Source organism: Mesorhizobium sp. WSM4307 (assembly GCF_007003945.1).
Taxonomy (GTDB): domain Bacteria; phylum Pseudomonadota; class Alphaproteobacteria; order Rhizobiales; family Rhizobiaceae; genus Mesorhizobium.
Map to the genome: position 1 here is coordinate 136,658 of NZ_VFTB01000015.1, position 26,689 is coordinate 163,346.

At 62.3% G+C, this 26,689-nt stretch carries 24 protein-coding genes and 1 pseudogene; 9 read left to right on the top strand and 16 right to left on the bottom strand.

Annotated elements, in window-relative coordinates; all coding sequences use genetic code 11:
• Positions 1-12: 12 nt before the first annotated feature.
• The 4 genes from kdsA to FJV83_RS37605 all read right to left on the bottom strand — a co-directional run bounded on the left by kdsA (position 13) and on the right by FJV83_RS37605 (position 2,449).
• Complete coding sequence (gene kdsA, locus FJV83_RS31060; protein ID WP_019858015.1) at positions 13-873, bottom strand: 3-deoxy-8-phosphooctulonate synthase; 861 nt, start codon at positions 871-873, stop codon at positions 13-15.
• Positions 870-1,760, bottom strand: a complete 891-nt coding sequence (locus FJV83_RS31065; RefSeq protein WP_142887234.1) for a VOC family protein — start codon at positions 1,758-1,760, stop codon at positions 870-872. Before FJV83_RS31065 ends, kdsA begins: the two co-directional genes overlap by 4 nt.
• Before the next feature lie 93 nt (positions 1,761-1,853).
• On the bottom strand, positions 1,854-2,144 hold the full coding sequence (locus FJV83_RS31070) for a Dabb family protein (protein WP_095775777.1): 291 nt from the start codon (positions 2,142-2,144) through the stop codon (positions 1,854-1,856).
• Positions 2,145-2,314: 170 nt separating this feature from the next.
• Positions 2,315-2,449 carry a hypothetical protein gene (locus FJV83_RS37605; RefSeq protein WP_257784390.1) on the bottom strand — a complete coding sequence of 45 codons (135 nt, stop codon included), beginning with the start codon at positions 2,447-2,449 and terminating at the stop codon, positions 2,315-2,317.
• A gap of 281 nt (positions 2,450-2,730) precedes the next feature.
• Between FJV83_RS37605 and FJV83_RS31075 the strand changes: the two genes are divergently transcribed.
• Positions 2,731-3,987, top strand: a complete 1,257-nt coding sequence (locus FJV83_RS31075; protein ID WP_095775778.1) for a cyclopropane-fatty-acyl-phospholipid synthase family protein — start codon at positions 2,731-2,733, stop codon at positions 3,985-3,987.
• Between the two features lie 124 nt (positions 3,988-4,111).
• Here the strand turns inward: FJV83_RS31075 and FJV83_RS31080 are convergent, their stop codons facing one another.
• Complete coding sequence (locus FJV83_RS31080; protein ID WP_142887233.1) at positions 4,112-6,091, bottom strand: bifunctional 2',3'-cyclic-nucleotide 2'-phosphodiesterase/3'-nucleotidase; 1,980 nt, start codon at positions 6,089-6,091, stop codon at positions 4,112-4,114.
• Between the two features lie 149 nt (positions 6,092-6,240).
• On the bottom strand, positions 6,241-7,506 hold the full coding sequence (locus FJV83_RS31085) for an NAD(P)/FAD-dependent oxidoreductase (RefSeq protein WP_142887232.1): 1,266 nt from the start codon (positions 7,504-7,506) through the stop codon (positions 6,241-6,243).
• 162 nt (positions 7,507-7,668) lie between these two features.
• On the opposite strand from FJV83_RS31085, the gene FJV83_RS31090 reads away from it, so the two are divergent.
• Positions 7,669-8,319, top strand: coding sequence for a 5-formyltetrahydrofolate cyclo-ligase (locus tag FJV83_RS31090; RefSeq protein WP_095775781.1), 651 nt, complete (start codon positions 7,669-7,671; stop codon positions 8,317-8,319).
• Between the two features lie 32 nt (positions 8,320-8,351).
• Here the strand turns inward: FJV83_RS31090 and FJV83_RS31095 are convergent, their stop codons facing one another.
• Entirely contained in the window at positions 8,352-8,825 is a 474-nt protein-coding gene (locus FJV83_RS31095; RefSeq protein ID WP_095775782.1) for an Lrp/AsnC family transcriptional regulator, read from the bottom strand.
• A gap of 157 nt (positions 8,826-8,982) precedes the next feature.
• On the opposite strand from FJV83_RS31095, the gene ald reads away from it, so the two are divergent.
• Both ald and FJV83_RS31105 read left to right on the top strand, forming a co-directional pair.
• Complete coding sequence (gene ald, locus FJV83_RS31100) at positions 8,983-10,098, top strand: alanine dehydrogenase (protein ID WP_095775783.1); 1,116 nt, start codon at positions 8,983-8,985, stop codon at positions 10,096-10,098.
• 212 nt (positions 10,099-10,310) lie between these two features.
• Positions 10,311-11,615: an outer membrane beta-barrel protein gene (locus FJV83_RS31105; RefSeq protein ID WP_142887231.1), complete on the top strand. Its 1,305-nt coding sequence runs from the start codon at positions 10,311-10,313 to the stop codon at positions 11,613-11,615.
• A gap of 229 nt (positions 11,616-11,844) precedes the next feature.
• Here the strand turns inward: FJV83_RS31105 and FJV83_RS31110 are convergent, their stop codons facing one another.
• From FJV83_RS31110 to FJV83_RS31135, 6 genes are all read right to left on the bottom strand, one after another.
• Positions 11,845-12,312 (bottom strand): DUF1203 domain-containing protein, encoded by a 468-nt coding sequence (locus tag FJV83_RS31110; protein ID WP_095775784.1) that lies wholly within the window; start codon positions 12,310-12,312, stop codon positions 11,845-11,847.
• Between the two features lie 181 nt (positions 12,313-12,493).
• A complete protein-coding gene (locus FJV83_RS31115; RefSeq protein ID WP_095793103.1) occupies positions 12,494-13,051 on the bottom strand; it encodes an OmpA family protein in 558 nt (185 codons plus the stop codon).
• A gap of 100 nt (positions 13,052-13,151) precedes the next feature.
• Complete coding sequence (locus FJV83_RS31120; protein ID WP_142887253.1) at positions 13,152-13,715, bottom strand: GNAT family N-acetyltransferase; 564 nt, start codon at positions 13,713-13,715, stop codon at positions 13,152-13,154.
• 5 nt (positions 13,716-13,720) lie between these two features.
• A complete protein-coding gene (gene sseA, locus FJV83_RS31125; protein WP_142887230.1) occupies positions 13,721-14,617 on the bottom strand; it encodes a 3-mercaptopyruvate sulfurtransferase in 897 nt (298 codons plus the stop codon).
• A gap of 39 nt (positions 14,618-14,656) precedes the next feature.
• Positions 14,657-15,400 (bottom strand): alanyl-tRNA editing protein, encoded by a 744-nt coding sequence (locus tag FJV83_RS31130; protein ID WP_142887252.1) that lies wholly within the window; start codon positions 15,398-15,400, stop codon positions 14,657-14,659.
• Positions 15,400-16,434, bottom strand: coding sequence for a cysteine synthase A (locus FJV83_RS31135; protein WP_095793106.1), 1,035 nt, complete (start codon positions 16,432-16,434; stop codon positions 15,400-15,402). Before FJV83_RS31135 ends, FJV83_RS31130 begins: the two co-directional genes overlap by 1 nt.
• A 226-nt stretch (positions 16,435-16,660) precedes the next feature.
• On the opposite strand from FJV83_RS31135, the gene FJV83_RS31140 reads away from it, so the two are divergent.
• Together FJV83_RS31140 and FJV83_RS31145 are read left to right on the top strand one after the other, a co-directional pair.
• A complete protein-coding gene (locus FJV83_RS31140; protein WP_095775789.1) occupies positions 16,661-17,482 on the top strand; it encodes an SDR family oxidoreductase in 822 nt (273 codons plus the stop codon).
• Positions 17,483-17,576: 94 nt separating this feature from the next.
• Positions 17,577-18,551: an alpha/beta fold hydrolase gene (locus FJV83_RS31145; RefSeq protein ID WP_095775790.1), complete on the top strand. Its 975-nt coding sequence runs from the start codon at positions 17,577-17,579 to the stop codon at positions 18,549-18,551.
• 107 nt (positions 18,552-18,658) lie between these two features.
• On the opposite strand, the gene FJV83_RS31150 is transcribed toward FJV83_RS31145, so the two are convergent.
• Positions 18,659-20,080 (bottom strand): DEAD/DEAH box helicase, encoded by a 1,422-nt coding sequence (locus tag FJV83_RS31150; RefSeq protein WP_142887229.1) that lies wholly within the window; start codon positions 20,078-20,080, stop codon positions 18,659-18,661.
• Between the two features lie 391 nt (positions 20,081-20,471).
• Between FJV83_RS31150 and FJV83_RS31155 the strand changes: the two genes are divergently transcribed.
• Entirely contained in the window at positions 20,472-22,004 is a 1,533-nt protein-coding gene (locus FJV83_RS31155; RefSeq protein WP_095775792.1) for an acyl-CoA carboxylase subunit beta, read from the top strand.
• A gap of 11 nt (positions 22,005-22,015) precedes the next feature.
• Here the strand turns inward: FJV83_RS31155 and FJV83_RS31160 are convergent, their stop codons facing one another.
• A complete protein-coding gene (locus FJV83_RS31160) occupies positions 22,016-23,545 on the bottom strand; it encodes an NAD(P)H-hydrate dehydratase (RefSeq protein ID WP_142887228.1) in 1,530 nt (509 codons plus the stop codon).
• A 354-nt stretch (positions 23,546-23,899) separates the two neighbouring features.
• On the opposite strand from FJV83_RS31160, the gene FJV83_RS31165 reads away from it, so the two are divergent.
• Together FJV83_RS31165 and glnA are read left to right on the top strand one after the other, a co-directional pair.
• Positions 23,900-24,238 carry a P-II family nitrogen regulator gene (locus FJV83_RS31165; RefSeq protein ID WP_006205430.1) on the top strand — a complete coding sequence of 113 codons (339 nt, stop codon included), beginning with the start codon at positions 23,900-23,902 and terminating at the stop codon, positions 24,236-24,238.
• 62 nt (positions 24,239-24,300) lie between these two features.
• Complete coding sequence (glnA, locus tag FJV83_RS31170; RefSeq protein ID WP_010909302.1) at positions 24,301-25,710, top strand: type I glutamate--ammonia ligase; 1,410 nt, start codon at positions 24,301-24,303, stop codon at positions 25,708-25,710.
• Between the two features lie 616 nt (positions 25,711-26,326).
• Here the strand turns inward: glnA and FJV83_RS31175 are convergent.
• Positions 26,327-26,582 (bottom strand): annotated as a pseudogene (locus FJV83_RS31175) (transposase); the annotation flags it as partial.
• Positions 26,583-26,689: the final 107 nt, after the last annotated feature.

The following is a 26,689-nucleotide window of genomic DNA, read 5'->3' on the forward strand; positions in this document are numbered from 1 at the left end:
GGAAGCGCAGGCTCAGCGGCCCTTCGCGATCCGGTCGAAAGCCATCAGCCTTTCCAGGAGGGCCGGCATATCCTTCAGCGGCAGCATGTTGGGCCCATCGGAAGAGGTCGAATTGTCAGGATCCTGATGGGTCTCGATGAAGACGCCGGCGACACCGACGGCTACGGCCGCACGGGCCAGCGTCTCGACAAAGCGGCGCTCGCCACCGGACGAGCCGCCCTGCCCGCCTGGCTGCTGGACCGAATGCGTGGCGTCGAAGATCACCGGCGCGCCGATCTCGGCCATGACAGGCAGCGCGCGCATGTCAGACACCAGCGTGTTGTAGCCGAAGGACGCGCCACGCTCGGTGGTGAGCACATTGGCGTTGCCGGAACCGGTGATCTTGGCGACCACATTCTTCATATCCCAGGGCGCGAGGAACTGCCCCTTCTTCACGTTGATGACCTTGCCCGTTTTCGCGGCGGCGACCAGCATGTCAGTCTGGCGCGACAGAAAGGCTGGGATCTGCAGCACATCGACATGCGGCGCGACGATCGCGCACTGTTCCTCGGTGTGGACATCGGTCAGCACGGGGAGCGAAAATTCCTTGCGCAACTCGTCGAAGACCGGAAGTGCGGCGTCCATGCCGGCGCCGCGCGTTGCCGACAGCGAGGTGCGGTTGGCCTTGTCGTAGCTGGTCTTGTAGACGAGGCCGATGCCGAGCTTGGCAGTCAGTTCCTTCAGCGCGCCGGCCATGTCGAAGGCATGCTGGCGCGACTCGAACTGGCATGGGCCGGCGATCAGCGCCAAAGCCGCCTTGTTGTCGAACACGACATTACCGACCGTTACCGACGAATTGGGTGCCATCGAATTGGGCACTTGGGGCTTGTTCATTGTATCTCCCGGAAGATGAAAGCCGCGCCCTGTCCGGATGCCGGCCGCACGACAATATCAGTGCCCGCTATATCGTGCTGGACAGCATCGGCTGCAAGCAGGCTCGACGTGGCATCGATGCTGCGGACAGCAAAGACGATCGCGGCGAAGCGCAGCTTTGTGGACGAACCCGCCGGAATGCCAAAGCGAGCGGTGAAGAATTTGGAGTCGAGCACGCTCAAGGTTGCGTTTGGCAGGAAAAACGTCCCGCCCTCGCCGCTGGCAGCAGGATCGTTCGCCGCGATGGACACCAGCCTATGCTGTTCGGCGGGCTGGTCGCTGATCGCCACCACCTCCAAAATGCCGGTGGCGCCATTGGCGTGGGCCTGCAAAGCCGTACGGTCCAAGTCAGGCGCATTGATCCGCTGACAGGCAAACAGGAACGCGTCGGTTGCTCCGCGGGTCGCAGCAAAGGCGAGCTTGAACGATGCGATATCGCTCTTGCCCAACGTATCGGCGAAAGCGCGCGAAAAGCTCAGAATGTCTCCCGCCGACAGACCGGCGCCGACAAAGCGTGCATGGTCGGCATCGGCATTGTCGGTCGCCAGGACCACAGCCGAAAACCCCTCATCGCCACGGCTGTCGCGATAGAGGCGATCGCGCGCGACGAAGACGTTGCCGGCGGCCGTCGCATCGATCGCTGCCTGCTCATCGCCAATCGCGAGCGGCTCCAGATAGGTGCCGTCGGCGAGGAAGACGCAGCAGTTTACCGTTCCAAAGGGATGGACACCGGTCGGCGCAACGACGAAGCCCAGCGCAGTGAGCCGGGCTCGCGCCACCTCGAGGTTCTGCGTCGGCAGAACGAGATGGTCAAGCGGATGCGTGCCGGTGGTTGGTCTGTCGGTCATCGGGCGCGGTGTGCATCATTCGGGAGCGCGGTTCAAGGCCGTTTCCGGTCGGCGGCCGCAGGCACTTGTCGAGATCCAGAACCGCGCCCGGGATCAGCTGCCGGCGACGACATCGGCGGAATAGCGCAGTTCGCGTAACGGTTTGACCTTGGCTGTGGTCTGCGCATAGAGCGGATGCGCCTTGTAGGCGGCCAGCGCCGCGTCGTCGGCGAACTCGGCGTAGACGACGACATCAATTTCATCCGACAGCGGGTCGACCTTGGTGTTCAAAGTGACCTCGAAGAAACTGGAATGCGGAATTTTGCCGAGTGCCAGCAGGCCGGTGCGCACCGCCTCCACATCCTCCTTGCGCCGCGCGCTGAAGAAAACGATATGCCGGATCAATCCCGCCTCCTCGATCTGAATGCCGGGGTCTTTTGTGACGGCGGTTTCGTCGCGTCAACCGTTCATGGCGCCACGCGTCCTTGCGACGCGCCCCAAACGATGCGGGTGCCAATCCCGCGGCGCCGGGCACGTCGTGCGACGCGCCAGGCTGCGCTCTTCGGGAGGGAAATTCAGGCCTTGCCGGTCACGTAACGCACGACGTGGTTGAGCTCCCTGACCGAGATGTCGAGATACCGGCCCTGGTTGTAGAGACCGTCCCAGATCAGGAAAAACGCGATTGCCGCAATGACGATTACATAACGCATGGCTAAAGCTATCGCACATGCGCTGCGACGGCCATAGACGTTTTGGATCGTGGACAGCAGCAACTTGACGCAAGGCGCCGATGCCAGACGCCACGTGGCACAGCCCAGCCAGTGGCCTGCCTCTTGAAGTTCCCCCTCATCACGTGGAAGATTGTGGCAGGCATTCACTGGGAAGCACTGGGAGCTACCTGGACAGGCAAGGCTTTCGAACCTGGCGAATGATCCAAGAGAACCGTGACCCGGCATTTTGCGCCGGCACCACGGAAATCCAGGGGCGTGAAATGGCAGACGGGGACCATCAAAGCGTAGCGCCGGGCGAAGCGGTCAGGCTCGACGAGTTCAATTTCGCCGAGATCGTCAAGGGCCTGCCCGCCAAGGCGCGCATGGTGCTGTCGGCGGCAATGAACCTGCCGCGCGGTTCGCTCAAGGTCAGGATGCCGGATGGCCGCGCCGTTCTGGTTGGCGGCAAGGGGCCCGGCCCGGACGCCGAGCTGGTGCTCAAGAACTGGCGCCTGCCAGGCCGCGCCTTTTCCGGCGGTACGATCGGCGTTGCCGAATCCTACATGGACGGCGATTGGGAAAGCCCCGACGTCACCAGCTTCCTGGAATTGTTCGTGGTCAATTCGGCGATCGGCGAACGCGTCGCTGGCGGCGCCAGCTGGCTCATCAACACCGTCCAGCGCATCCGCCACTGGTTCAACGAGAACACACGCACCGGTTCGAAGCGCAACATCTCGGCGCATTACGATCTCGGCAACGCCTTCTACAAGGAGTGGCTCGATCCGAGCATGACCTATTCCTCGGCGCTCTACGCGAATGGCGCCAACGACCTGGAGAGCGCCCAGGCCGCCAAATATCGGGCGCTGGCCAGGGACACGGGTATCGGCGGAAAGGACCATGTGCTGGAGATCGGCTGCGGCTGGGGCGGTTTTGCCGAATTCGCGGCACGCGAAATCGGCTGCCGCGTAACCGGGCTGACGATCAGCCGCGAACAGCACGATTTCGCCAAGGCACGCATCGCCAAGGCCGGGCTTGCCGACAAGGTCGACATCAAGTTGCAGGATTACCGCGACGAAACAGGGACTTACGACCGAATCGCCTCGATCGAGATGTTCGAAGCGGTCGGCGAGAAATACTGGCCGGTGTTCTTCTCGAAGATGAAGTCCTGCCTGAGGCCCGGCGGCACCGCGGGCCTGCAGATCATCACCATCAACGAGGCCTCCTACGACACCTATCGCGCCAGGCCGGATTTCATCCAGCGCTATGTGTTCCCGGGCGGCATGCTGCCAACACCGTCGATCCTGAAGGCGCTCGGCAAGGACCATGGCCTCGCGCATCTGTGTGAGCGCGTGTTTCCCAACGACTATGCGCGCACGCTCGCCGAATGGCGCAACCGCTTCTGGGGATCCTGGGAGAAGATCGTGCCTCTCGGCTTCGACGACCGCTTCAAGAAGCTCTGGGAGTTCTACCTGCACTATTGCGAAGCCGGTTTCCGCGCCAGCTACATCGACGTGCGGCAGGTGGTCTACAAGGCGTAGGCTTTACACGCGTCGGTATCATTTGCCTGCGGCAGACGCCGATACCCCGCAACGGAAGCCGCCGTTTCGCGACCAGGCCCACGCTTGTATGGCGTGGGCCTGTCTCCAAGGGATCGCCGATCCCTCAAAGAAGGATGCGATATTTCGCAAACCCTGCTTCGCCCTCGCCCGCCGGTTCGATCTTCAGCGCCTTCACATCGGCAATGAAATCCTTTGCCTTTACGCCTGTCTCGAACACGACGCTGGTTCCCGGCAGTGGTGCGAACGACCAGTTGCCGTCGGCCGACGGGTTGATCGTGCCCTGGCTCACAATGTAGCGAACGATGACGTCGCGGTTGGTGTCCGGCGCCTCGTAGATGATCTTCGAGGCATTGATGTCGGGGAAATTGCCGCCGCCGCCGGCACGGTAATTGTTGGTCGCAACGACGAATTTCTGATTGGAATCAATTGGTTTGCCGGCGAACATCAAGTCGACGATGCGATTGGCGCCGGCATTTGCCACTCCGCCCTTGGTGTCATATTTCGGCGGCTGCGCGAGATCGATCTTGTAGGAGACGCCATCGATGACATCGAAATTGTAGGATGGGAAATCGGTGTTTATGAGAGCCTGGTCGGCCTTCCCCACCTCTATCCTGTTGAAAATGCCGGCCGACATCTCCAGCCATTCCTTCACCTGGGCCCCCGTGATCTCCACGGCCCGCACGGTGTTCGGGTAGAGATAGAGGTCGGCGACGTTCTTGATGGCGATGTCGCCGGCCGGCACGTCGGTATAGTAGTCGGCGCCGTTGCGCCCGCCCGCCTTGAAGGGAGCAGCGGCCGACAGCAGCGGCACGTCCTTCCACTGCGTACTTTTGAGAATATCCTTCAAGTACCAGGTCTGCGCCTGGCTGACGACCTGCACCGACGGATCGTCGGCGACCAGCGCGAAATAGGAATAGAGCGGCGCGGAGGTCTTGCCGACCGGACGGCGCACATAGGTCAATGTCGCCTGGTGGTCCTGTTCGAGGGCGGCGATGATGCGCTTGTCGTCGGGGACAGTCGGCTTGTTCTTGTTGTCGACGCGCTCGAAGATCGGCCGCGCTTCGGAGGTCGCGGAGACAACCTTCCATTTCGATCCGTCACGCTCCAGCATCAGGTCGATCAGACCCATATGCGAGCCCCAGAAACCGCCCATCACAGCGGGCTTGCCCTGCAGCGTGCCTTTCTGCGTGTCGACGCCTTCGAGCGACTGGAAGTCCTTCTTGCCGGGGAACACCAGATGCTGGTGGCCGGTGAACACGGCATCGATGCCATCGACGCCGGCAACGAAGAACGAGGCGTTCTCCATCATGTCGCCCTGCTTCACGTCGATGCCGGAATGCGAGAGCGCGATGACGATGTCGGCGCCCTCTTCCTTCATCTGAGGCACCCAGGCCTTGGCCGCCTCGACGATGTCTCGCGTCTTGACGTTGCCTTCGAGATTCTTGAGATCCCAGACCATGATCTGTGGCGGCACGAAGCCGATGATGCCGATCCTGATCGGCTGTTCGGCGCCCGAACCGTCCTTGATCTTCTTGTCGAGGATCACATAGGGCTTGAGATAGAGCTTGTCGTCGCGCGGGTTGGCGGCAAGCTCGGTGCCGCGGATCAGATTGGCGCAGACGAAGGGGAAATTGGCGCCCGCCAGCACCTTGTCCAGGAAGGAGAGGCCGTAGTTGAACTCGTGGTTGCCGAGCGTCGAGCACTCGTAGCCCAGCAGGTTCATGCCTTTCATGATCGGATGCAGATCGCCGTCCTTCAGGCCCTTCTCGTAGGCGATGTAGTCGCCCATCGGGTTGCCTTGCAGCAGGTCGCCATTGTCGATCAGCATCGAATTGACGGCTTCCTTGCGCACCGCGTCGATCAGCGACGCCGTGCGCGAGAGACCCATCGTGTCGTTGGCTTTGTCGGCGTAGTAATCATAAGGCAGCACGTTCACGTGGATGTCGGTGGTCTCCATGATCCGAAGATGCGCCTGGTTGGCTTGAGCGCGGGCGGAGAAGGGATGAAGCACGATCAGCGCCCCTGTGGCTGCGGCGCCGGCGAGGAAACCGCGGCGGGAGACTGGATGGAGCAGTTGCGACATGTTTTCTCCTCATTGACGACGTGACACGCCCTGCCCCAAGCGAACTTCGCGCCGAAATCAGCTCAAGTCCATTCAAGAAGTCGCGCGCATCCGCACGTCAATCCATCAGCACCAGATGACGGGCGGATGAATGGGACAGCGAAGAAGAGTCAGGTCTTGTCGTTGTCACCCTGGGTGATCAGCCGGGCGCTGCGCTGGCCCGTCACGTAGATCCATAGCCAGCTCAGGGAAACCGCAAGTCGGTTGCGGAAACCGATCAGGAAATAGATGTGCGCGATGCCCCACAGCCACCAGGCGAGCCAGCCCGTGAGCTTGATCCAGCCGAAGTCGATCGCGGCGGCGCGTTTGCCGATCGTCGCCAGATCGCCGGCATGTTTGTATTGAAATGGCCGCGTGGTGTCGTCACCGCCGAGCCTGGACTTGATGGTCGCGGCGACGTGGCGACCCTCCTGCTTGGCGGAAGGCGCCACGCCGGGTACCGGCCGTCCATCGGGCCGCAGCACAAGGGCGGCGTCGCCGATGACGAAAATCTCCGGGCTGCCCGGCACGCTGAGGTCAGGCTCGACGAGCACCCTGCCCGCGCGGTCCGCCTTCGCTCCCAGCCATTCGGCGGCGGGCGAAGCGGCAACGCCAGCTGCCCACAGGATCGTTCGGGCTGCCAGCTGCTTGTCGCCAAACACGACACCTTCGGCGTCGCAGCGTGTGACGGCCCGGCCGAGCTCGACCGTCACGCCGAGCCGCTCGAGCGCCTTGCTGGCATAATCTGAGAGTTCTGGCGCGAAATTGGCCAGGATGCGGTCACCGGCCTCGATCAGCACCACGCGCGTTTGCCGCGTGTCGATGTTGCGGAACTCGCCGCGCAGCGTGTCGTGCGCCAGCTCGACGATGGTGCCGGCCAGTTCGACGCCAGTCGGCCCGCCGCCGACGATCGCAATGGTCAGCAGCGCCTGGCGTCTGGCGGGATCGGTTTCCCGCTCCGCCTGCTCGAAGGCCGTGAGAATGCGCCGGCGAATGGTGGTGGCGTCCTCCAGCGTTTTCAGGCCTGGCGCGAAAGGCTCCCATTCGTCGTGGCCGAAATAGGCGTGACGGGCGCCGGTGGCGAGCACCAGCGTGTCATAGGCGACTGTGCTGCCGTCGTCGAGCAATACGCGTTTGCCGGTACGGTCGACGCCGGTGACATTGGCCAGCAGCGTCGTCACGTCCTTGCGTTTGCGCAGAAGATGGCGGATCGGCCAGGCAACCTCGGAGGTCGCCAGCGCGGTCGTCGCCACCTGGTAGAGCAGCGGCTGGAAAAGATGGTGGTTGCGCTTGTCGATCATGGTGATGCGCACGGGCTGTCCAGCCAGCGCGTGGGTGAGTTCGAGGCCGCCGAACCCCGCGCCGACGACGACAACATGGTGGCTGACCTGGTTCATCTCGTTCACCCCAATGGCAAGATGCCTGTCCCGGATGTAGGTATTTTTGTGCAATGCAACAACAGAAGGATAGTGCCCGGGACTCGCCGTCCCATGTCGTGAATGCACAAGTTGTATCGTGTCGCGAGGTATAGCGTCACCGAATACGCTATGAGGTGACGCATGGCCAACAATCATGACGACCAGGGTCCGGCACAGTATGCCTCGCCGCCCTGTTTCATGCATGAACTCGATCCGGAATTCCGGGCGCCGCTGTCCGACTGGACCGATGTGCGGCGCTGGCGCAAGGCCGAACGCGAGCGGCTGATCGCAGCCCGCCTTGGAGTTTCGGCCGACGCGCGAACGGCAATGTCCCGGCGCATCGCCGAAGGGCTCGACACGATCATAGGCGAGATCCGCGGTCGCATGGTCAGCCTTTACTGGCCGTTTCGCGGTGAACCGGATCTGCGGCCATGGATGGCGTCCGTCAACGAGCGCGGCGGCAGCACGGCGTTGCCCATCGTCGTCGAGAAAGGGCACCCCCTGATCTTCCGTGCCTACAAACCGGGCGACCGATTGGAAAAGGGCGTCTGGAATATCCCGATCCCGGCCGAGGGCGATCCGGTGCTGCCGGACATCGTCATCGCGCCGATCGTCGGCATTGATCCGGCAAATTATCGCCTGGGTTATGGCGGCGGCTTCTTCGACCGCACGTTGGCCGCCATACCGTCCAAGCCGCTGGTCATCGGCGTCGGCTACGAACTGCAGCGCATCGCCACCATCTATCCGCAGCCGCACGACATTCCGATGAATCGGATCGTCACTGAAGCCTGAAGCCTATTTAGAGCAAGGTCAGGCCGGCAAGCTCAAGCCATCTCCGGCTTCATGCCCATGGCGGTGCGGTCGACGATTTCGCGCAAAGCGAAGGACGAGTTGATCTTGGTCACATGCGGCATCGCCGACAGCCATTCCTTGTGGATGCGCTCATAGTCGACCAGGTCTTTCGCTGCGATGCGCAGGATGTAGTCGTACTCGCCCGACATCAGGTGGCAGGACAAGACATTGGGGCAACGCTTGATGGCTGCTTCGAAATCCGACAGCGTCTTCTCGAACTGGCCCGACAGCGATATATGCACGATCGCCGTCATCCGATGGCCGAGCGCGGCATTGGACAGCCGGGCGTGGTAGCCACGAATGGTTCCGGATTTTTCCAAATTATCGAGCCGGCGCGAACAGGCCGACTGCGACAGGCCAACCTTCTCCGCGAGCGCCGCATTGGGTATCCTGCCGTCCTTCTGCAAAGTCTCAAGAATGGCGATATCGATCCTGTCGAGCGGCATTTTTCGTGAATCCTGCGAATATCCTGCTATTTCGCGCAAGGATTATCGAAACCTGCCTGTCCGCGCAAGCGCATTCGCAAACACTTGCGAGCCGATTCATGGTTCACTCCGACAATACAGGGAGTGAGCCCAAAAGGGCCCGGATCAGGAGAAGAAAATGCGCGTCGGCTGCCCCAAGGAAATCAAGAACCACGAATATCGTGTCGGCCTCACACCAGGCTCGGTCCGCGAATATGTGGCGCACGGCCACGAAGTTCTGGTCGAAGCCGGCGCCGGCGCCGGCATCGGTGCCGATGACAACGCCTATCGCGCCGCCGGCGCCAGCATCGCCAAGACCGCCGCCGACGTGTTCGCCAAGTCGGACATGATCGTCAAGGTCAAGGAGCCGCAGCCCAATGAGTGGGTTCAGCTGCGCGACGGCCAGATCCTCTACACCTACCTGCATCTGGCTCCGGATCCGGAGCAGACCAAGGGCCTGCTCGCTTCGGGCGTCACGGCGATCGCCTACGAAACCGTGACCGACGATCGTGGCGGCCTGCCGCTGCTCGCGCCGATGTCGGAAGTCGCCGGCCGCCTGTCGATCCAGGCCGGCGCCACGGCGCTGCAGAAGGCCAATGGTGGCCGCGGCGTGCTGCTCGGCGGCGTGCCCGGCGTGCTGCCCGGCAAGGTCACCGTGCTCGGCGGCGGCGTCGTCGGTCTGCACGCGGCCCGCATGGCCGCCGGCCTTGGCGCCGATGTCACCATCATCGACCGCTCCATCCCGCGCCTGCGCCAGCTCGACGACCTCTTCGCCGGCCGTGTGCACACCCGCTACTCCACCGTCGAGGCGCTCGAGGAAGAATGCTTCTCGGCCGACATCGTCGTCGGCGCCGTGCTGATTCCCGGTGCCGCAGCACCGAAGCTCGTCACCCGCGAAATGCTGTCGGGCATGAAGAAGGGCTCGGTGCTGGTCGACGTCGCCATCGACCAGGGCGGCTGCTTCGAGACCTCGCATGCGACGACTCACGCCGAGCCGACCTACGAGGTCGATGGCGTCATCCACTATTGCGTCGCCAACATGCCAGGTGCGGTGCCGGTCACTTCGGCCCACGCCCTCAACAATGCGACGCTGCACTACGGCTTGCAGCTCGCCGACAAGGGCCTGAAGGCGCTGGTCGACGACCATCACCTGCGCAACGGCCTCAATGTCCACAAGGGCAAGATCACCAACCGGGCGGTCGCCGAAGCGCTCGGCTACGAGTTGGTCGAGCCGAAAGCTGTTCTGGCCGCCTGATACACCCAGAAAAAGTCAACTTGCTATTGTTGCCCGCCGGTCCACGCCGGCGGGCTTATTATTGGCCGATCTAGGGCGGTGGCCTGGTTACTGGGCAGAACAGTGTCAGCCGCAGGTTTTGGTTTGCCCAAAACTGTTGCACATTTGTCATTCCTAATCTGACCGACTCCCTGCTAGAGACGCGGCGGGTTTATTGATTAGGGGTTTGGGCTATGTTTCTTCGCGTTTCCGCGAAATCTTTCCTTTTAAGCGCAGTTTCTGCAGTGGCTTTGATGTCTGCCGCGCATGCTGCCGATGTGGTGCAGCCGGTCGAGGCGTCCGGTTTCAACTGGAGTGGGCTGTATGTCGGCTTCGGTGTGGGTGCAGGTGCCAACGTTCATAAACTCAGCAGCGACTTTATTCCGATTTCGCTGAACGGCATTGGCGGTGAGGGTGTTTACGGCGAGCTGACCGCTGGTTACGACTATATGGTGTCTCCCCGCTTCCTGCTCGGCGGATTGCTGGACGTCCACGTGGGCGATATCAAAACCAAGATCGATGCCGCCGGTTTCAACGCCTCGATCCAGGAGACATACGGTTTCGACGCTGGCCTGCGCGTCGGCTATCTGTTTACCCCGAACACACTGGGCTACGTGCTCGGCGGCTATTCCTGGCAGAAGTACAAGCTCGATACCAATGCTGGCTTCGGCTTTGATTGGGACCAGAGCGGCTACTTCGTCGGCGGCGGCATTGAAACGGCCATCAACAGCAACTGGACGATCAAGACAGAGTACCGTTATACGCGCTTCGGCACCAAGGAGGATCTCCTCTCGGAGGCCGGCCTTATCGGAGCTCCGGATGGCCTTCTCAACCTCGATACGTCGCGGCATACGTTCCAGATTGCGGCCAACTATCGTTTTGGCGCCCGGAATGGCGGCGGTGCTACTTTTGAAACCCCTGCATACAACTGGACCGGCTTCTATATCGGCGGCGCGGCTGGCGCGGGTGCGTCCGTGCACCAGATCGAAATCCCGCCGCTCGGCGGCGCCAAGTTCAATGGCCTCGGTGGCGAAGGCGCGTTTGGCGAGTTGAACGTTGGTTACGACCAAGACTTTGGCAACTGGGTTGCAGGCGTTATGGTCGACGCCCGCTACTCCGGCATGACCTCGAAGCTGGACCTTGGCGGCGGATCGATCAATGTCGACACCGACTACGGTTTCGACGTGCTCGGCCGCGTCGGCATGAAGATGAACGAATCGACGCTTGCCTACGCACTGGCTGGCTACAGCTGGCAGCATTTCGACATAAATGCTTCCGACCCGATCGGCGATATCCTCGACTGGGGTTCCAGCGGTTTCTCGGTTGGTGGCGGTCTGGAAACGGCAGTGTCCAGCAACGTCACGGTCGGTGTCGAGTATCGCTATTCGCAGTTTGCCAAGAAGGATTTCTCGTCGGAGTTGGGGCTGCCCGACGACTCCATCACATCCACTTCTTCTTTCCATACCGTGCGTCTCGGCGCGAAGTACAAGTTCAACTAAAGCCCTCCAGGTAAAAGTTGCGGCCCGCCGGCCTAGCCGGCGGGCTTTTTTTGCGCTGAAGGCTTTTGCGCTGGACCCAAGCAACAAAAAAGCGGAGCCAAAGCCCCGCTTCCTCGGTATCGAGATTGCCGCCGGTTCATCCGCGGTCGGCCAATCTATCGACAATCGGGTTCTATCGCATCTATGCGACGGGAGTACGACAGGCTTCCCGAGCGCAGTCCTTTGCGTTTCAGGCCCGCTCAATCCGGCACTGGTAGCAGTTGTTACGCGCCGAGCGGACATGCACATAAGCGATGTCGTCGCGCTCGAACAAAGTCTCGGCCCGTGCCGCAATCGCTTCGGTAGGAATGACCCCGCCACTGCCGTAGACGATTCGATCATCCCTGCCATAGCCGCGCACGATGTAGTCCGGGCTTTCGAGGACCTCGGGAAGCAATTCGGTCTCGGCCGCACGCTCGCACTCTTCCGCATGCAGAAAGATCGGCCCGGTTTCAGCATAGGGCTGAAGCTCCGGAAAGGGGCGGTAGGCAAGGATGAGATAGGCATCACCGGCGGCGATGTTCTTCAGGCAATGCCGGCAAGGCATGCCGTCGCCGTCGGAAATCCTCCGCTCTGGCCTCTGGCCGTAAGCGTCGAGACCGCCGCGTTGCAGCGTCCTGACTTGTTCGCTGGGTAGCGCCTTGAACTGAATGGCCATGATGAAAACCTCCGGTTTGCTGACCGGAAATTATGTGCTCGGGCCAATGTTTCCCACCCGATTCTTGCCAAGGGATCGAGGGACCGATCCGATGTCGGTCCCTCCCATAGATCAAAAAGCATCATCGATAGGGCCGACCGATTAAAACAAGCCAGCTAATTAAAGTTGATCGAACCCTGGTTCACCGAATGAAATCGTCGAAGCGTCGCAATGTCACCCTGCGATTCTGCCAGTTTTCGTTCTGCGTCGGCACGAGCAGGAACTCCTCGCCGTAGCCCACGGTTTCCAGGGCATAGCCGGGCACGCCGAATTCGCGCACCAGCGTACGTTTCAACGAAGCGGCCCGTCGTTCGGAAAGGATCTGGTTCGACTGGAAGGAACCGACGGCATCGGTATGCCCTTCGATCAGCACGCGGGCGCCGGGATCGCGGCGCAGGATGCGCCGCAGCGCGTCGGCGATATTCTCGATCTTGTCGTATTGCGAACTGGAAATAGCCGCCGAGCCGAAGGCGAAATTGATCGACTGGATGTCGATCGAGCGCGCCATGCGGCGCAAATCCGGCCGGCGCTTGAATTCGCGGATGGTGACACGCTCGTTGGGCCGCAGCCTCACCCGGGGCGCCGCCTCGAGCTTGCGCTCGATCGTCGCGGCCGAAGGCGTCGTCGCCTGGGCGGCGGCAAGGCTCGGCATGGCGATCGCTGCGATCAGCGCGGCGACGAGTGTACGGCGTGTCAGCATATCTATTTCTCCTTCGGCCTCGGCCGCATTGATGATGCGGGCAAGATGGCAAAGGCAGGCTGAAGCGCCGATGAACGGCCGGTTCAGGTTCCGGCCAATGTCACGGGCGCATGACGCTGGCCGAGCGCTCGGCGAAAGGCAGCGGATGCACGACCTCGTTCTTCTGCGCGACCGGCTTGAAGCCGAGCTTCTGGTAAAGCGGCAGAGCTGCCGGATGGTCCAGCGTGCAGGTCTGCACCGTTACCCGTTTTGGCCCATGCGACCAGGCGGCTGAAATCGCCGAACCCAGGAACCAGCGGCCAATGCCTTGCCCGGTGGCATGTTCCATCATGCCGAAATAGGCGAGTTCGACTTCATCAGGCAGATGCGGCTTGAGGTCAAAGAAGCCGGCTGGCGCGCCGTCGAGGTAGAGCACCCTAATGTCGCGGTCCTCGCGGTGGATGCCGGCCGAAAGCTCCTCATCGTCCAGCCTGAGAACATTCACCCAATGCCATTTGCGGCCGACCCGGTCCATCAGATAGCGATAGAAATGCAAGGGGATGTCCTTGGTCTTCAGCAGCGCGATCTGGCGGTTGTAGGGCACTGGCGGGGAGACCGCAGGAGGGGCATGCATTTCGAGAAAAGTCACCGTGACTTCAATGTCCTGCAGCACACCGTTTTCCATCGCGTTCATTCCTTGCCGCCCTTGGCGGGGCCGGTCTTGGCGGGGCCAACCGTCGCGGGGCCGGTCACGACAGGCGTATCGGAGAGCCCGCCCCATTCGGTCCATGAGCCGTCATAAAGCCTGTTGTCGGTGTGGCCAAGCGTCTCCAGCGCGAGCGTAACCACCGCGGCGGTGACACCGGAGCCGCAAGACGTGACGACGGGCTTCGACAGGTCGATGCCGGCGTCCTCGATCACCTTGCGCAAACGGTCCTTCGACAACAGCATGCCGTTTTCCGACAGTGCGGAGTACGGCACGTTGCGTGCGCCCGGCATATGGCCGGAGCGGACACCCGCGCGCGGCTCGGGCTCGACGCCGGTGAAGCGGCCGGGTCCACGGGCATCGGCAATCTGGCTGGCGCCGGTCCCGACGATCCCTCGCATGTCGGCGAGGCTGGCGACGCGGCCGGCGTCGAAATCGGCATGGAACACGCTTGGCGCGATCTTCGTCGGCTCAGACGTTACCGGGCGGCCGGCCGCCTTCCAAGCGTCGAAACCGCCATCCAGGATATAGGTCTGGAAAACACCCATGATGCGGAACATCCACCATGCCCGGGGTGCCGAGAAGAAACCCGGACCATCATAGACGACAATGGTGTCGTCGGCGGACACGCCCATCGCACCGACATATTGCGCGAAATGCTGAGGCGAAGGCAGCGTGTGCGGCAAGGCAGCGTCGGGATCCGACACCGCGTCCTGGTCCAGGAAGCGGGCGCCTGGAATATGGGCGGCATTGTATTCGGCGCGCGCGTCGCGCTTTTGCGCCGGCAGGTACCAGGACGCGTCCACGATGGTCAGGCCGGGCTCGCCCAGGCGCGCCTGCAGCCAGTCCGCGTCGACGGTGAAAGGACTGTCTTCGGCCATTCTGGTTCTCTCTATTGCGGGTAGGGCAAGGGTTGCGTGTCAGGCGGCCGGCATCGGGCCGAAACGGATGCGGAAGCGCCTGTTCTCGCGACCCTTCTTTTCGATCTTGCCGATGTGGATTTCACCGATTTCGCCGGTGCTTTTCACGTGCGTGCCACCACAGGGCTGGCTATCGACCGCGCCATTCTCACCAATGCAGACCAGGCGGATCCTGCCGGTGCCGACCGGCGGCCGGACGTTCTTCGACTTGACCAGGCCGGGGTTAGCGGCGAGTTCCTCGTCGCTGATCAGCCTGGTGAAAATCGGATGATCGGCGCGCACCAGATCCATCAGGCTGGCGGTGACCTCTTCCTTCGAGAAACTGGCGTCCGGAATGTCGAAATCGACCCGGCTATCGTCCTCGGAAACCGCCGCACCGGTGATTGGAAACGGACAAACGACGGTAAGCAGATGGCAAGCCGCGTGCATGCGCATCAACAGGTGCCGACGTTCCCAGTCTATCGCGAGGTTGACCTTCTCGCCAACCGCCAGATCCGCCTGCTCCGGCGCCGGCACATGGATGATCTCGTCCTTGGTCTCACCTGTGATGGTGGCGGCAATGGCGATGCGGCTGCCATCGGCACGTACGAGATAGCCGGTATCGCCCGGCTGGCCGCCCGAGGTGGCATAGAAGATCGTCCGGTCGAGGATGATGCCGCCACGATCATTGACTGCGGCAACCGCCGCATCCGCCGTACGCAGATAGGCGTCGTCGCGAAACAGCGCTTCCGTCTTGTGCGCCATCATGCGACCTTTTCGAAAGGCACCGAAATCTTGCTCTGCAGTTCCATCCAGCCCGGCACCGGGAGATTCTTCTCACGCAGGAATTCCGGATTGAACAGCTTCGACTGGTAGCGTGTGCCGTAGTCGCAAAGAATGGTCACGATGGTGTGGCCCGGGCCCAATTCCCTGGCGAGCCGGATAGCGCCGGCAATGTTGATGCCGGTCGAGCCGCCGACGCACAGGCCTTCTTCCTGGATCAGGTCGAAGACGATCGGCAGCGCGTCCTCGTCCTTGATCTGGAACGAGAAATCCGGCGTGAACCCTTCGAGATTGGCGGTAATACGCCCTTGCCCGATGCCTTCGGTGATCGAACTGCCTTCGGACTTCAATTCGCCGCTGGTATAGAAACTGTAGAGCGCGGCGCCAAGCGGGTCGGCAAGCGCGATTTTCACATCCTTGCTCTTGGCCTTCAGCCCGAAAGCGACGCCGGCCAGCGTGCCGCCTGAACCCACCGCCGAGACGAAACCGTCAACCTTGCCGCCGGTCTGGGTCCAGATTTCCTCCGCCGTGGTGCGGATATGCCCATCGCGGTTGGCGACATTGTCGAACTGGTTGGCCCAAATTGCGCCATTGGGCTCGGTCCTAGCCATCTGCTCGGCCAGCCGCCCCGACAGTTTCACGTAATTGTTGGGGTTCTTGTAGGGCACGGCCGGCACCTCGATCAGCTCGGCGCCGAGCAACCGGATCGTGTCCTTCTTCTCCTGGCTCTGCGTATCGGGAATGACGATGACGGTGCGATAACCCAATGCCTTGGCGACCAGCGTCAGCCCGATGCCCGTATTGCCCGCCGTGCCCTCGACGATGACGCCGCCCGGCTTCAACAGGCCGCGCTGTTCGGCGTCGCGGATGATGAAAAGGCCGGCGCGATCCTTGACCGATTGCCCCGGATTCATGAATTCGGCCTTGCCCAGGATCTCGCAGCCGGTTTCTTCGGACGCTTTGTTAAGGCGGATCAGAGGCGTGTTGCCGATCGCGTCGATCACAGAACGGGGCATTCAGGATTCCTTGTGTGCGTGCGCCGAAACCCTAGAAACCCGAAGCTTCGGTTTCAAGGCAAGAATTCGCCTGGTCCAGTCGCATTTCCGGCACTGCTGTGCGTCTACACCCTTTGCAGCCTGCTCGATATCCCACAGTTCATTTGCATCCGTGGTCGAAAAGCACTCTTTTCATTCGATTCCCTGACCGCTAGAGCAAGGCACCAACAACTCGGCAGGGCGCAGCATGACACTCTATCGGGCCGATCCGAAACACGGCGTCGCCTGGGTCACGGGCGGCAGCAGCGGCATTGGCCGCTCGCTGGCCAGGGATCTGGCGTCCCAGGGCTATGCGGTGGCGGTAACGGCACTGGACGACGATCCGATCGACACGCTCATCGTCGAGACCGCGCAGATGCCGGGCAGCGTCACGGCCTTTCCCTGCGACGTCACGGACGAGCCGCGCATGGCAAGAACGGTGGCCGCGATCGAGAAGGAGCTCGGCCCCATCGTGCTCGCCGTCTTCAATGCCGGAAACTACATTTCGACACCTGGAGAGGCTCTTGTCGTCAAGGACTTTCGCCGGTCCTTCGAGGTCAACTATTTCGGCATCATCAACGGCTTGGTGCCGGTCGTGGAGTATATGCGCGTGCGGTCGCGCGGCCACGTCGTACTGGTCGGATCGGTCACCGCCTATTTCGGCTGGCCAACCACGGCCGCCTATGGCGGCACCAAGGCGGCGATCAACATCCTGGCCGAATCGCTGAAGTATGATTTCGACAAGATGAACATCCGCGTCCAGGTGATAAACCCCGGCTTTGTCGACACGCCGCTGACCGAAAAGAACATGCTGCCAATGCCAGGCCTGATGCCGGTCACCCGGGCGACGCGCCGCATGGTGAAGGCAATCAAATCCGGCGGCTTCGAAGTCACTTTCCCGTACCGCACGAGCTGGCCGCTGAAATTTCTCGCTTTGTTGCCCAGGCCGATAAGCCGATGGGTGATCACCTTGATGACCAGCTGGAAGGCACGGCCGCTGCATTACGAGCGCAAGTCACCCAACGAATAGGATGCCCACAGGATTTGGTGGTGCGACGGCCTGAACGGTCGTTGCCTGTTCATGGCCACCGCCATAGGCTTGTTGTTGTTGCGTGGAGTCTGCGATGGGGCGACGGATCGTGCTTGCTGTGCTGACCCTGGTCGCCGTCCTCGCATTGGCTTTCGTCTTCGGCCCGCGCGTTCCCGTCGACACCACGATCCGCTTCGATCCTTCCGTCATCGGTGACGATCCGCAGGCCTATGTGGCGAAGGTGGAAGCCGCCGTGCCCGGTATCCGCGACGGGCTCGAGAAGGAGATCGTCTGGGCCAACCCCATGGTGCATGCCAAGACGCCGCTGTCGATCGTCTACATCCACGGTTTCTCGGCCTCGAAGGGCGAGGTCCGCCCCCTGCCCGACGACGTGGCCGACCTGCTGGACGCCAATCTCTTCTACACCCGCCTGACCGGTCACGGGCGGGACGGCGCGGCGATGACGCAAGGCAGCGTCAACGCCTGGATCAACGACTATGAGGAAGCGCTCGCCATCGGCCGGGCGATCGGCGACAAGGTGATCGTCATCTCGACCTCGACCGGCGGCTCGCTGGCGGCATGGGCGGCAACGCAGCCGGGTGCATCGGATGGGGTGGCGGCGATTGCATTCATCTCGCCCAATTTCGGCGTCAAGGCATCCGGCGCCGAGATCCTGACGATGCCCTGGGGCAAGCAGATCGCGGAACTCGTCATCGGCAAGGAGCGCAGTTTCGTGGCGCGCAACGCGCTGCACGAGAAATTCTGGACCACCAAATATCCGGTTGCCGCGACGCTGCCGATGCAGGCGTTGACGGAACTCGCCTATAGGGCGCGGGTGGAGAAGGCTGATATCCCTGCCCTGTTCATCTTCTCGGATTCGGACAGGGTGGTGCGGCCAGACCGCACCCGCGAAATCGCCGGGCGCTGGAGGGCACCGCACGAACTGGTGCCGGTCGACGACACCGGCGACCCGGACAACCATGTCATTGCCGGCGATGCGCTGTCGCCATCGACCACGGCATTTCTGGCGCAACGGATTGCCGTCTGGATCGAGGCGGTGGCGAAGTAAGGTGCGCAGACGAAAAAGGCGGCTGAAGCATCGCTTCGGCCGCCTTTTTCTGTGTCAATCAGGCAACCAGCCAAGCGCCAAGGCTTGGCCGGCCTTCATGAGGCTGGTCAGGCAGCCCGCGCTGCCGGACGCTTGCCGCCGAAACGGCGCTTGTTGTTGCCCTTGAAAGGCTTAGCGCCTTCCGGCTTGCGCTCACCGGCAAAGGCCGGCTTGTCGCTGAAGCGCTTCTTGCCAAAGCCGTTGCCCTTGTTCTCGCCGCCCGGCCGCCGGCCGTCACGACGGCCATTGCGGTCGTTGCGATCATTGGCGGGCTCGAAGCGTTCGTGCTTTTCAGCCGGATTGCGCTGCGGATCGGGGCTGCCGAGATGGTCGGCGACGATCGGCAGTTTGGTGCGGATGATGCGCTCGACCTGGCGCAGCTTGCTGTTTTCCGAAGGATCGCAAAGCGTGATCGCAATGCCGTCCATGCCGTTGCGGCCGGTGCGGCCGATGCGGTGGACATAGCTTTCCGCCTCGTCCGGCAGGTCGAAATTCACGACATGGCTGATGCCGGGGACGTCGATGCCGCGCGCCGCGATGTCGGTCGCGACCAGAATGCGGACCGATCCATCGCGAAAGTCGTTCAGCGCCTTCTGACGGGCATTCTGCGACTTGTTGCCATGGATGACGGCGGCCTTGAAGCCATCGCGCTCGAGATCCTTGGTCACCCGGTCGGCGCCATGCTTGGTGCGCGAAAAGATGATGACGGACTTCATCGCCGCGTCGGCAAGCATCGTCGACAGCACCTGGCGCTTCTGCTTGGTGCGGGCGAAGACGACGCCCTGGACGATCTCGGCCGCCGCGGTGCTTTGCGGCGAGACTTCGATACGGACCGGGTTCTTCAGAAGACCCTTGGCCAGTTCGGCGATCTCGTCCGGCATGGTGGCCGAGAACAGCGCCGTCTGGCGGTCAGGCGCGGTCGCCTTGGCGATGCGCTTGACGTCGTTGATGAAGCCCATGTCGAGCATGCGGTCGCCCTCGTCCAGCACCAGCCATTTGGTGTCGGAGAGGATGAGGTCGCCCTCGCGCACCAGGTCGGTCAAGCGGCCGGGCGTGGCAATCAGGATGTCGACGCCGGGAGCAACCTTCTTCACCTGGCTGAAGCGCGAGACGCCGCCCAGCACGAGTGCCGTCGAGACATGCGCGCCCTTGGCGAGGATCTTGATCGTGTCCTCGATCTGCACGGCGAGCTCGCGGGTCGGCGCCAGGATGAGCGCACGGGTCGTCTTGGCGCGCCGCTTGGTGCCGAGCGCGATGATCTTCGACAGGATGGGCAGCGCAAAGGCCGCGGTCTTGCCGGAGCCGGTCTGCGCGATGCCAAAAATGTCACGGCCTTCCAGCTGCGGCGGGATGGCCTGCATCTGGATCGGCTTCGGCTCCGTGAAGCCGGCATTGTGGGTGGCCTTGAGCAGCGCACCCGTGATTCCCAGCGCTGCGAAGCCGGAGAGTTCCACGGTTTCGTTGCTGGGCAATGTGTTTTCGTTGGTCAAAATATTCTTCTTTCACGCGGCTTCTTGGCCGCAAACATCAATGGCGGCAGGGCGCAACCTGCCGTCGAAAAACTGATATGAAACGACAAGGCGGGCGGACGCGTGCGTCCGCTCGGCTGCGCTGTCGTGCCCGCAGGCATCATGCCACGGGGCTTTTTCGCCGCCTTACCGATTTGCCGGAAAGAGGGAAAACAGACGCAACCAGTCTCATTTGTCGAGAAGGCCGGAATCTCCCGGCCCAAGCGCCTATGGGCTGCATATGGCTGAGTTCGCCCCGGAATGCAAGGGGCGTCATGTTGCAGCGCAGCAAAACCGGCTGGGAAAGCCGACGCTTGCACTCCCCGACGGGCATCATTACCACAAATGCAGCTTCTATTTTGGGGACCGAGCGATGAAGGACGTGCTGAAGGAACTCGAGCGCCGGCGCGACATCGCCCGCATGGGTGGCGGACAGGCGCGCATCGACGCCCAGCACAAGAAGGGCAAGCTCACCGCGCGCGAACGCATCGAGGTGTTCCTCGACGAAGGCTCGTTCGAAGAGTTCGACATGTATGTCGAGCACCGCTCGACCGATTTCGGCATGGAGAAGACCAAGATCGCCGGCGATGGCGTCGTCACCGGCTGGGGCACGGTCAACGGCCGTCCGGTCTACCTCTTCGCCAAGGATTTCACCGTATTCGGCGGCTCGCTGTCGGAAGCGCATGCCGAAAAGGTCATCAAGGTGCAGGAGATGGCGCTGCGCAACCGCGCGCCGATCATCGGCCTCTACGATGCCGGCGGCGCGCGCATCCAGGAGGGCGTGGCGGCGCTCGGCGGCTATGCCGAGATTTTCCAGCGCAACGTGCTGGCCTCCGGCGTCATTCCGCAGATTTCGGTGATCATGGGTCCGTGCGCCGGCGGCGACGTCTATTCGCCCGCCATGACCGACTTCATCTTCATGGTGCGCGACACCTCCTACATGTTCGTCACCGGCCCGGATGTGGTGAAGACCGTCACCAACGAGACGGTGACCGCCGAAAGCCTCGGCGGCGCTTCGGTGCACACGACGAAGTCCTCCATCGCCGACGGCGCCTATGACAATGACGTCGAGGCGCTGCTGCAGATGCGCCGGCTGGTCGACCTGTTGCCGGCCTCGAACACATCTGACATTCCCGAGATCGAATGCTACCAGTCGGTCACTGACCACGATTTGTCGCTCGACCGGCTGATCCCCGACACCGCCAACAAACCCTACGACATCAAGGAGCTGATCCTGAAGGTCGCCGACGAGGGTGACTTCTTCGAAATCCAGCAGAGTTTCGCCAAGAACATCGTCACCGGCTTCGGGCGCGTCGAGGGCCGCACCGTCGGCTTCGTCGCCAATCAGCCGATGGTGCTGGCCGGCGTGCTCGATTCCGACGCCAGCCGCAAGGCGGCGCGCTTCGTGCGCTTCTGCGACTGTTTTTCGATCCCGATCGTCACCTTCGTCGATGTGCCGGGCTTCCTGCCCGGCACCGCGCAGGAATATGGCGGGCTGATCAAGCACGGCGCCAAGCTGCTGTTCGCCTATGCCGAAGCGACCGTGCCGAAGATCACCGTCATCACCCGCAAAGCCTATGGCGGCGCCTATGACGTGATGGCCTCGAAACATCTGCGTGGCGACATGAACTATGCCTGGCCGACGGCGCAGATCGCGGTGATGGGCGCCAGGGGCGCGGTCGAGATCATCTACCGCAAGGACATTGGCGACGCGGAAAAGATCGCGGCCCATACAAAGACTTACGAGGATCGCTTCCTGTCACCCTTCGTCGCCGCCGAACGCGGCTATGTCGACGAGGTGATCATGCCGCACTCGACCCGCCGCCGCATCGCCCGGGCGCTGCGGATGCTGCGCAACAAGGACATGCAGAACCCCTGGAAGAAGCACGACAACATCCCGTTGTGAAGCGACGGCCTTCAGCGCCCGCCTCGATCCGCAACCAGTTCGCGCAGCACAGGCACCAGCGCCAGCGGCAGATCCTCGGCAATCAGCCCCGCACCGAACCGGCTGCCGGCCTCGGCATGGATCCAGACCGCGGCGCAGGCCGCTTCGAACGCCGGCATGGCTTGCGCCAGCAGACCGGCTGATATGCCGGACAGCACGTCGCCAGACCCGGCAGTGGCAAGCCAGGCCGCGCCATTGGAATTGACCGCCGCCCGGCCGTCGGGAGCAGCGATCACCGTGTCGGCGCCCTTGTAGACGATAACGGCATTGGCTCGTGCGGCCGCCGCGCGTGCCTTGTCGAGTTTGGACGAGGCATTGTCAGAGGCGATGTCAGGAAACAGCCTGGCGAACTCACCGTCATGCGGCGTCATTACCAGGGCTGGCGCATGTGGCCTGCGCGCCGCTTCGAACAGGACGTCCGGCGCGTCGCGAAACGCGGTGATCGCGTCGGCGTCGAACACGAGGCCATCAACCTGTGTGGCAGCAGCTTGAGCCTGTCCGGAGGCGAGGAGTGCCAGCCCAAAGGTCCGCGTTTTGTCACCAACGCCGAAGCCGGGGCCAAGAACGAAGGCCGAAGGCCGGCGTTCGCCGACAAATTCCCTGATGTCGGCGACATCATCGGTTTTGCGCAGCATGATCGAGGTCAGATGGCCGGCATTGACCTGCATGGCATTGCCCGGCGACAGCACGGTCACCGCCCCTGCTCCGCTTCGAGCCGCGGCAAGCGCCGACAGCCGCGCTGCCCCGGTGGCGCTCGGCCCGCCGGAAAAGACGCCGACATGGCCGCGCTTGTACTTGTGTGCGTCGACAGCCGGCACCGGGAAATCGCGCAGCCAATGCGCCGGCCCGTTCTCGAATATCCGGGGCTGGAGCCGTGCGATGATGTCGTCGCCGATGCCAATATCGGCGAGCACGATGTCGCCGCATCGCTCCCGGCCCGGCTGGAGCAGATGGCCTGGCTTCTTGCGCGCGAAGGTTACCGTGACGGCGGCGGCAAATGCCACGCCCAAAACTCTGCCGCTGTCGCCGGAAACGCCCGAGGGCAGATCGACCGCGACAACCGGCAAACGCCGATCGGTGGCGACACCCACCGCCCTGGCGGCATCGCCCGACAGCGGCTTGGACAGCCCTGCCCCATAAAGCGCATCGACCAGGATCGAGCCGGGCTCCGCTTCAAACCTGGACAGCGGCCGGGGCGCGATCGGGCACTCGGCCGCGGCTAGTGCCGCGTCGCTTTGCGGCCTCGGCGCACCGGACGCCCAGATCGTCGTGGCAACGCCGCTGCCGACCAGGATGCGGGCGACGACATAGCCGTCGCCCCCATTGTTGCCGGGCCCGCACAACACATGGACATGCGTCGCTGACGGGTAACGCCTGAGAACTTCGCCCGCGACCGCTTCGCCGGCACGGCGCATCAGGCCGATGCCGTCGATTGGACCGGCGGCAATCGTCAGCCGGTCCGCCTCGCCCATTTCGGCGGAAGTAAGAAGTTCATCGCTCATGGATTGCCGATCCGCATTCGATCAAGCATTGTCCAGTTTTCGAGCCGACGCAAACAAAGAGGAGCGCATCACCAACTGCGGCCATGCCACCAAGGCGGGTATCAAGGCAAAATCGCACACCAGATGAGCATCCTGCCTAATTGTTAGGCGGACGCAATCATGGGGACTGTGTCGCTTCAGCAGGCCATGCCGCATCCGATACTGCGAATGACGCGAATTTGCATCTCGGCGCGGCATAGGTTGGAAATCGTATGAAACCGCTTCGAATCCAGCTATCTGGCACAGTTCGTGCTTGATGGAGGCGCAAGCGGGGGTTCACAACCCGTTTTTTTGGCAGTGGAGGCCACTTTTTACATGAAAAAGATCGAAGCGATCATCAAGCCATTCAAGCTGGACGAAGTGAAGGAAGCGCTTCAGGAGGCCGGACTGCAAGGCATCACCGTGACCGAGGCCAAAGGCTTCGGGCGTCAGAAAGGCCATACCGAACTCTATCGTGGCGCCGAATATGTCGTCGATTTCCTGCCCAAGGTGAAGATCGAGGTCGTGCTCGGCGACGACGCGGTCGAAGGCGCTATCGAGGCCATCCGCAAGGCGGCCCAGACCGGCCGCATTGGCGACGGCAAGATCTTCGTCTCCAATATCGAGGAAGTCGTGCGCATCCGCACCGGTGAGACCGGAATGGACGCGGTCTGACGCCACCAGCCTTCCAAGAAACGTCATCCATCAAAAAACGTCATCAAACAGGGATACATGACATGACGACAGCCAAAGACATCATGAAGCAGATCAAGGACAACGACGTGAAATTCGTCGACCTGCGCTTCACCGACCCGAAGGGCAAACTGCAGCACGTAACGATGGATGTCGTCGAGGTCGAGGAAGACATGTTTGCCGATGGCGTCATGTTCGACGGCTCCTCGATTGCCGGCTGGAAGGCCATCAACGAGTCCGACATGGTGCTGATGCCCGATCCGGACACGGTCCACATGGACCCGTTCTTCGCCCAGTCGACCATGGTCATCCTGTGCGACATCCTCGACCCGGTCTCGGGCGAATCCTACAACCGCGACCCGCGCGGCACGGCCAAGAAGGCCGAAGCCTACATGAAGTCGGAAGGCATCGGCGACCAGATCTTCGTTGGCCCGGAAGCCGAGTTCTTCGTGTTCGATGACGTCAAGTACAAGGCCGATCCCTACAACACCGGCTTCAAGCTCGACTCCACCGAACTGCCGTCCAACGACGACACCGACTACGAGACCGGCAATCTCGGCCACCGCCCGCGCATCAAGGGCGGCTATTTCCCGGTGCCGCCGATCGACAGCGCGCAGGACATGCGCTCCGAGATGCTGACCGTGCTCGCAGAAATGGGCGTACGCGTGGAAAAGCATCACCACGAGGTCGCGGCTGCGCAGCACGAACTCGGCATCAAGTTCGACACGCTGGTCCGCAACGCCGACAAGATGCTGATCTACAAGTATGTCGTGCATCAAGTCGCCAACGCCTATGGCAAGACGGCCACCTTCATGCCGAAGCCCATCTTCGGCGACAATGGCTCGGGCATGCACGTCCACCAGTCGATCTGGAAGGGCGGCAAGCCGACCTTCGCCGGCAATGAATATGCCGGCCTGTCCGAAAGCTGCCTGTTCTACATCGGCGGCATCATCAAGCACGCCAAGGCGATCAACGCGTTCACCAACCCGCTGACCAACTCCTACAAGCGTCTGGTGCCCGGCTATGAAGCGCCGGTGCTGCTCGCCTACTCGGCGCGCAACCGTTCGGCCTCCTGCCGCATCCCGTTCGGCTCGTCGCCGAAGGCCAAGCGCGTCGAGGTCCGCTTCCCCGATCCGGGTGCGAACCCCTACCTCGCCTTCGCCGCCATGCTGATGGCCGGCCTCGACGGCATCAAGAACAAGATCCACCCGGGCCAGCCGATGGACAAGGACCTCTACGACCTGCCGCCGAAAGAGCTGAAGAAGATCCCGACCGTCTGCGGTTCGCTGCGTGAAGCCCTCCAGAGCCTCGACAAGGACCGCGGCTTCCTGAAGGCCGGCGGCGTCTTCGACGACGATCAGATCGACAGCTACATCGAGCTGAAGATGGCCGAGGTGATGCGCTTCGAAATGACCCCGCATCCGGTCGAATACGACATGTACTATTCGGTGTAAGAACCCGTACCGGTAGCGTTGAAAAGGCCTTTGAAGGATATCCGCCTTCAAGGGCCTTTTGCTGTTCGTCAATGCTCATCGACCAATGCTCACCGATTGGCGCGCACGTCGCCAGCCACGCAAGCGCTGCTATTTCGTTCCAAAGATCGTTTGATGTCCCGTGCCAGGGTCGTGACCACCGGCGGAAATCACAAATGGAGGCTTGTGGGTGGCAGTTTCGAGCGCGCAATCGAACGCCAGGAGCGAGCGGCGCACTGCCTCAGGCTGCAATGCCCGCTCGTCCGGCGCCCCCGCCAATGCCGTCGTTCAAGAAACCCCGCCCCGTTCGAACAGCATCGCTTTGGCGTAACCACATGGCCACGAATACGCATGCCGCAGCGTGATCTGTCAACGTCGCCGGACGAAGGTATAAATCGCCGATTTCGATGTATGAACAGAGGCTTATAGAAAGGATCGTTGGACTACGGATGAGATGAAACAGGCCGTTTTCCGGGCTTTTCCGGCGAAGTGGAAAGCGCACCACACCGGTGGCGGCAAGTAGTATCAGCCAAAAGCCTCTCCATCCGGCAAATTTGCCCGGTCTTTTTCAACCTGACTTTTTTTGGGGGTATTCGCTCCGCCAGGCGACATTGACCTCGATCTCGCGTAGCAACTGCCTTTCCGAGCGCACGCCGAACAGGTAGCCCACAAACAGCGCCTTGAACATCAAAGTCGGATCAAGCGGCGGCCGGCCATTGTCGGCGCAGTAGAGCGGGTGCCGTCAGATCGTGGATGAGGGAAAAGTCGACTGCGCGGTCGATCTTGCGTAACAGGTGGTCAGCAGGATCCAACTGATCCAACGTTACCATCTCAAGCGCGGGTCGCTTCAACATGACCCATTGAATCAAAAACCCCCGGCAATTGTGAACTGACCCCCGAAAGTTGGACACAACCTTCGGGGGTTTTGCATGTCCAAACACAGTGCGCGCTTCAAGCGGTC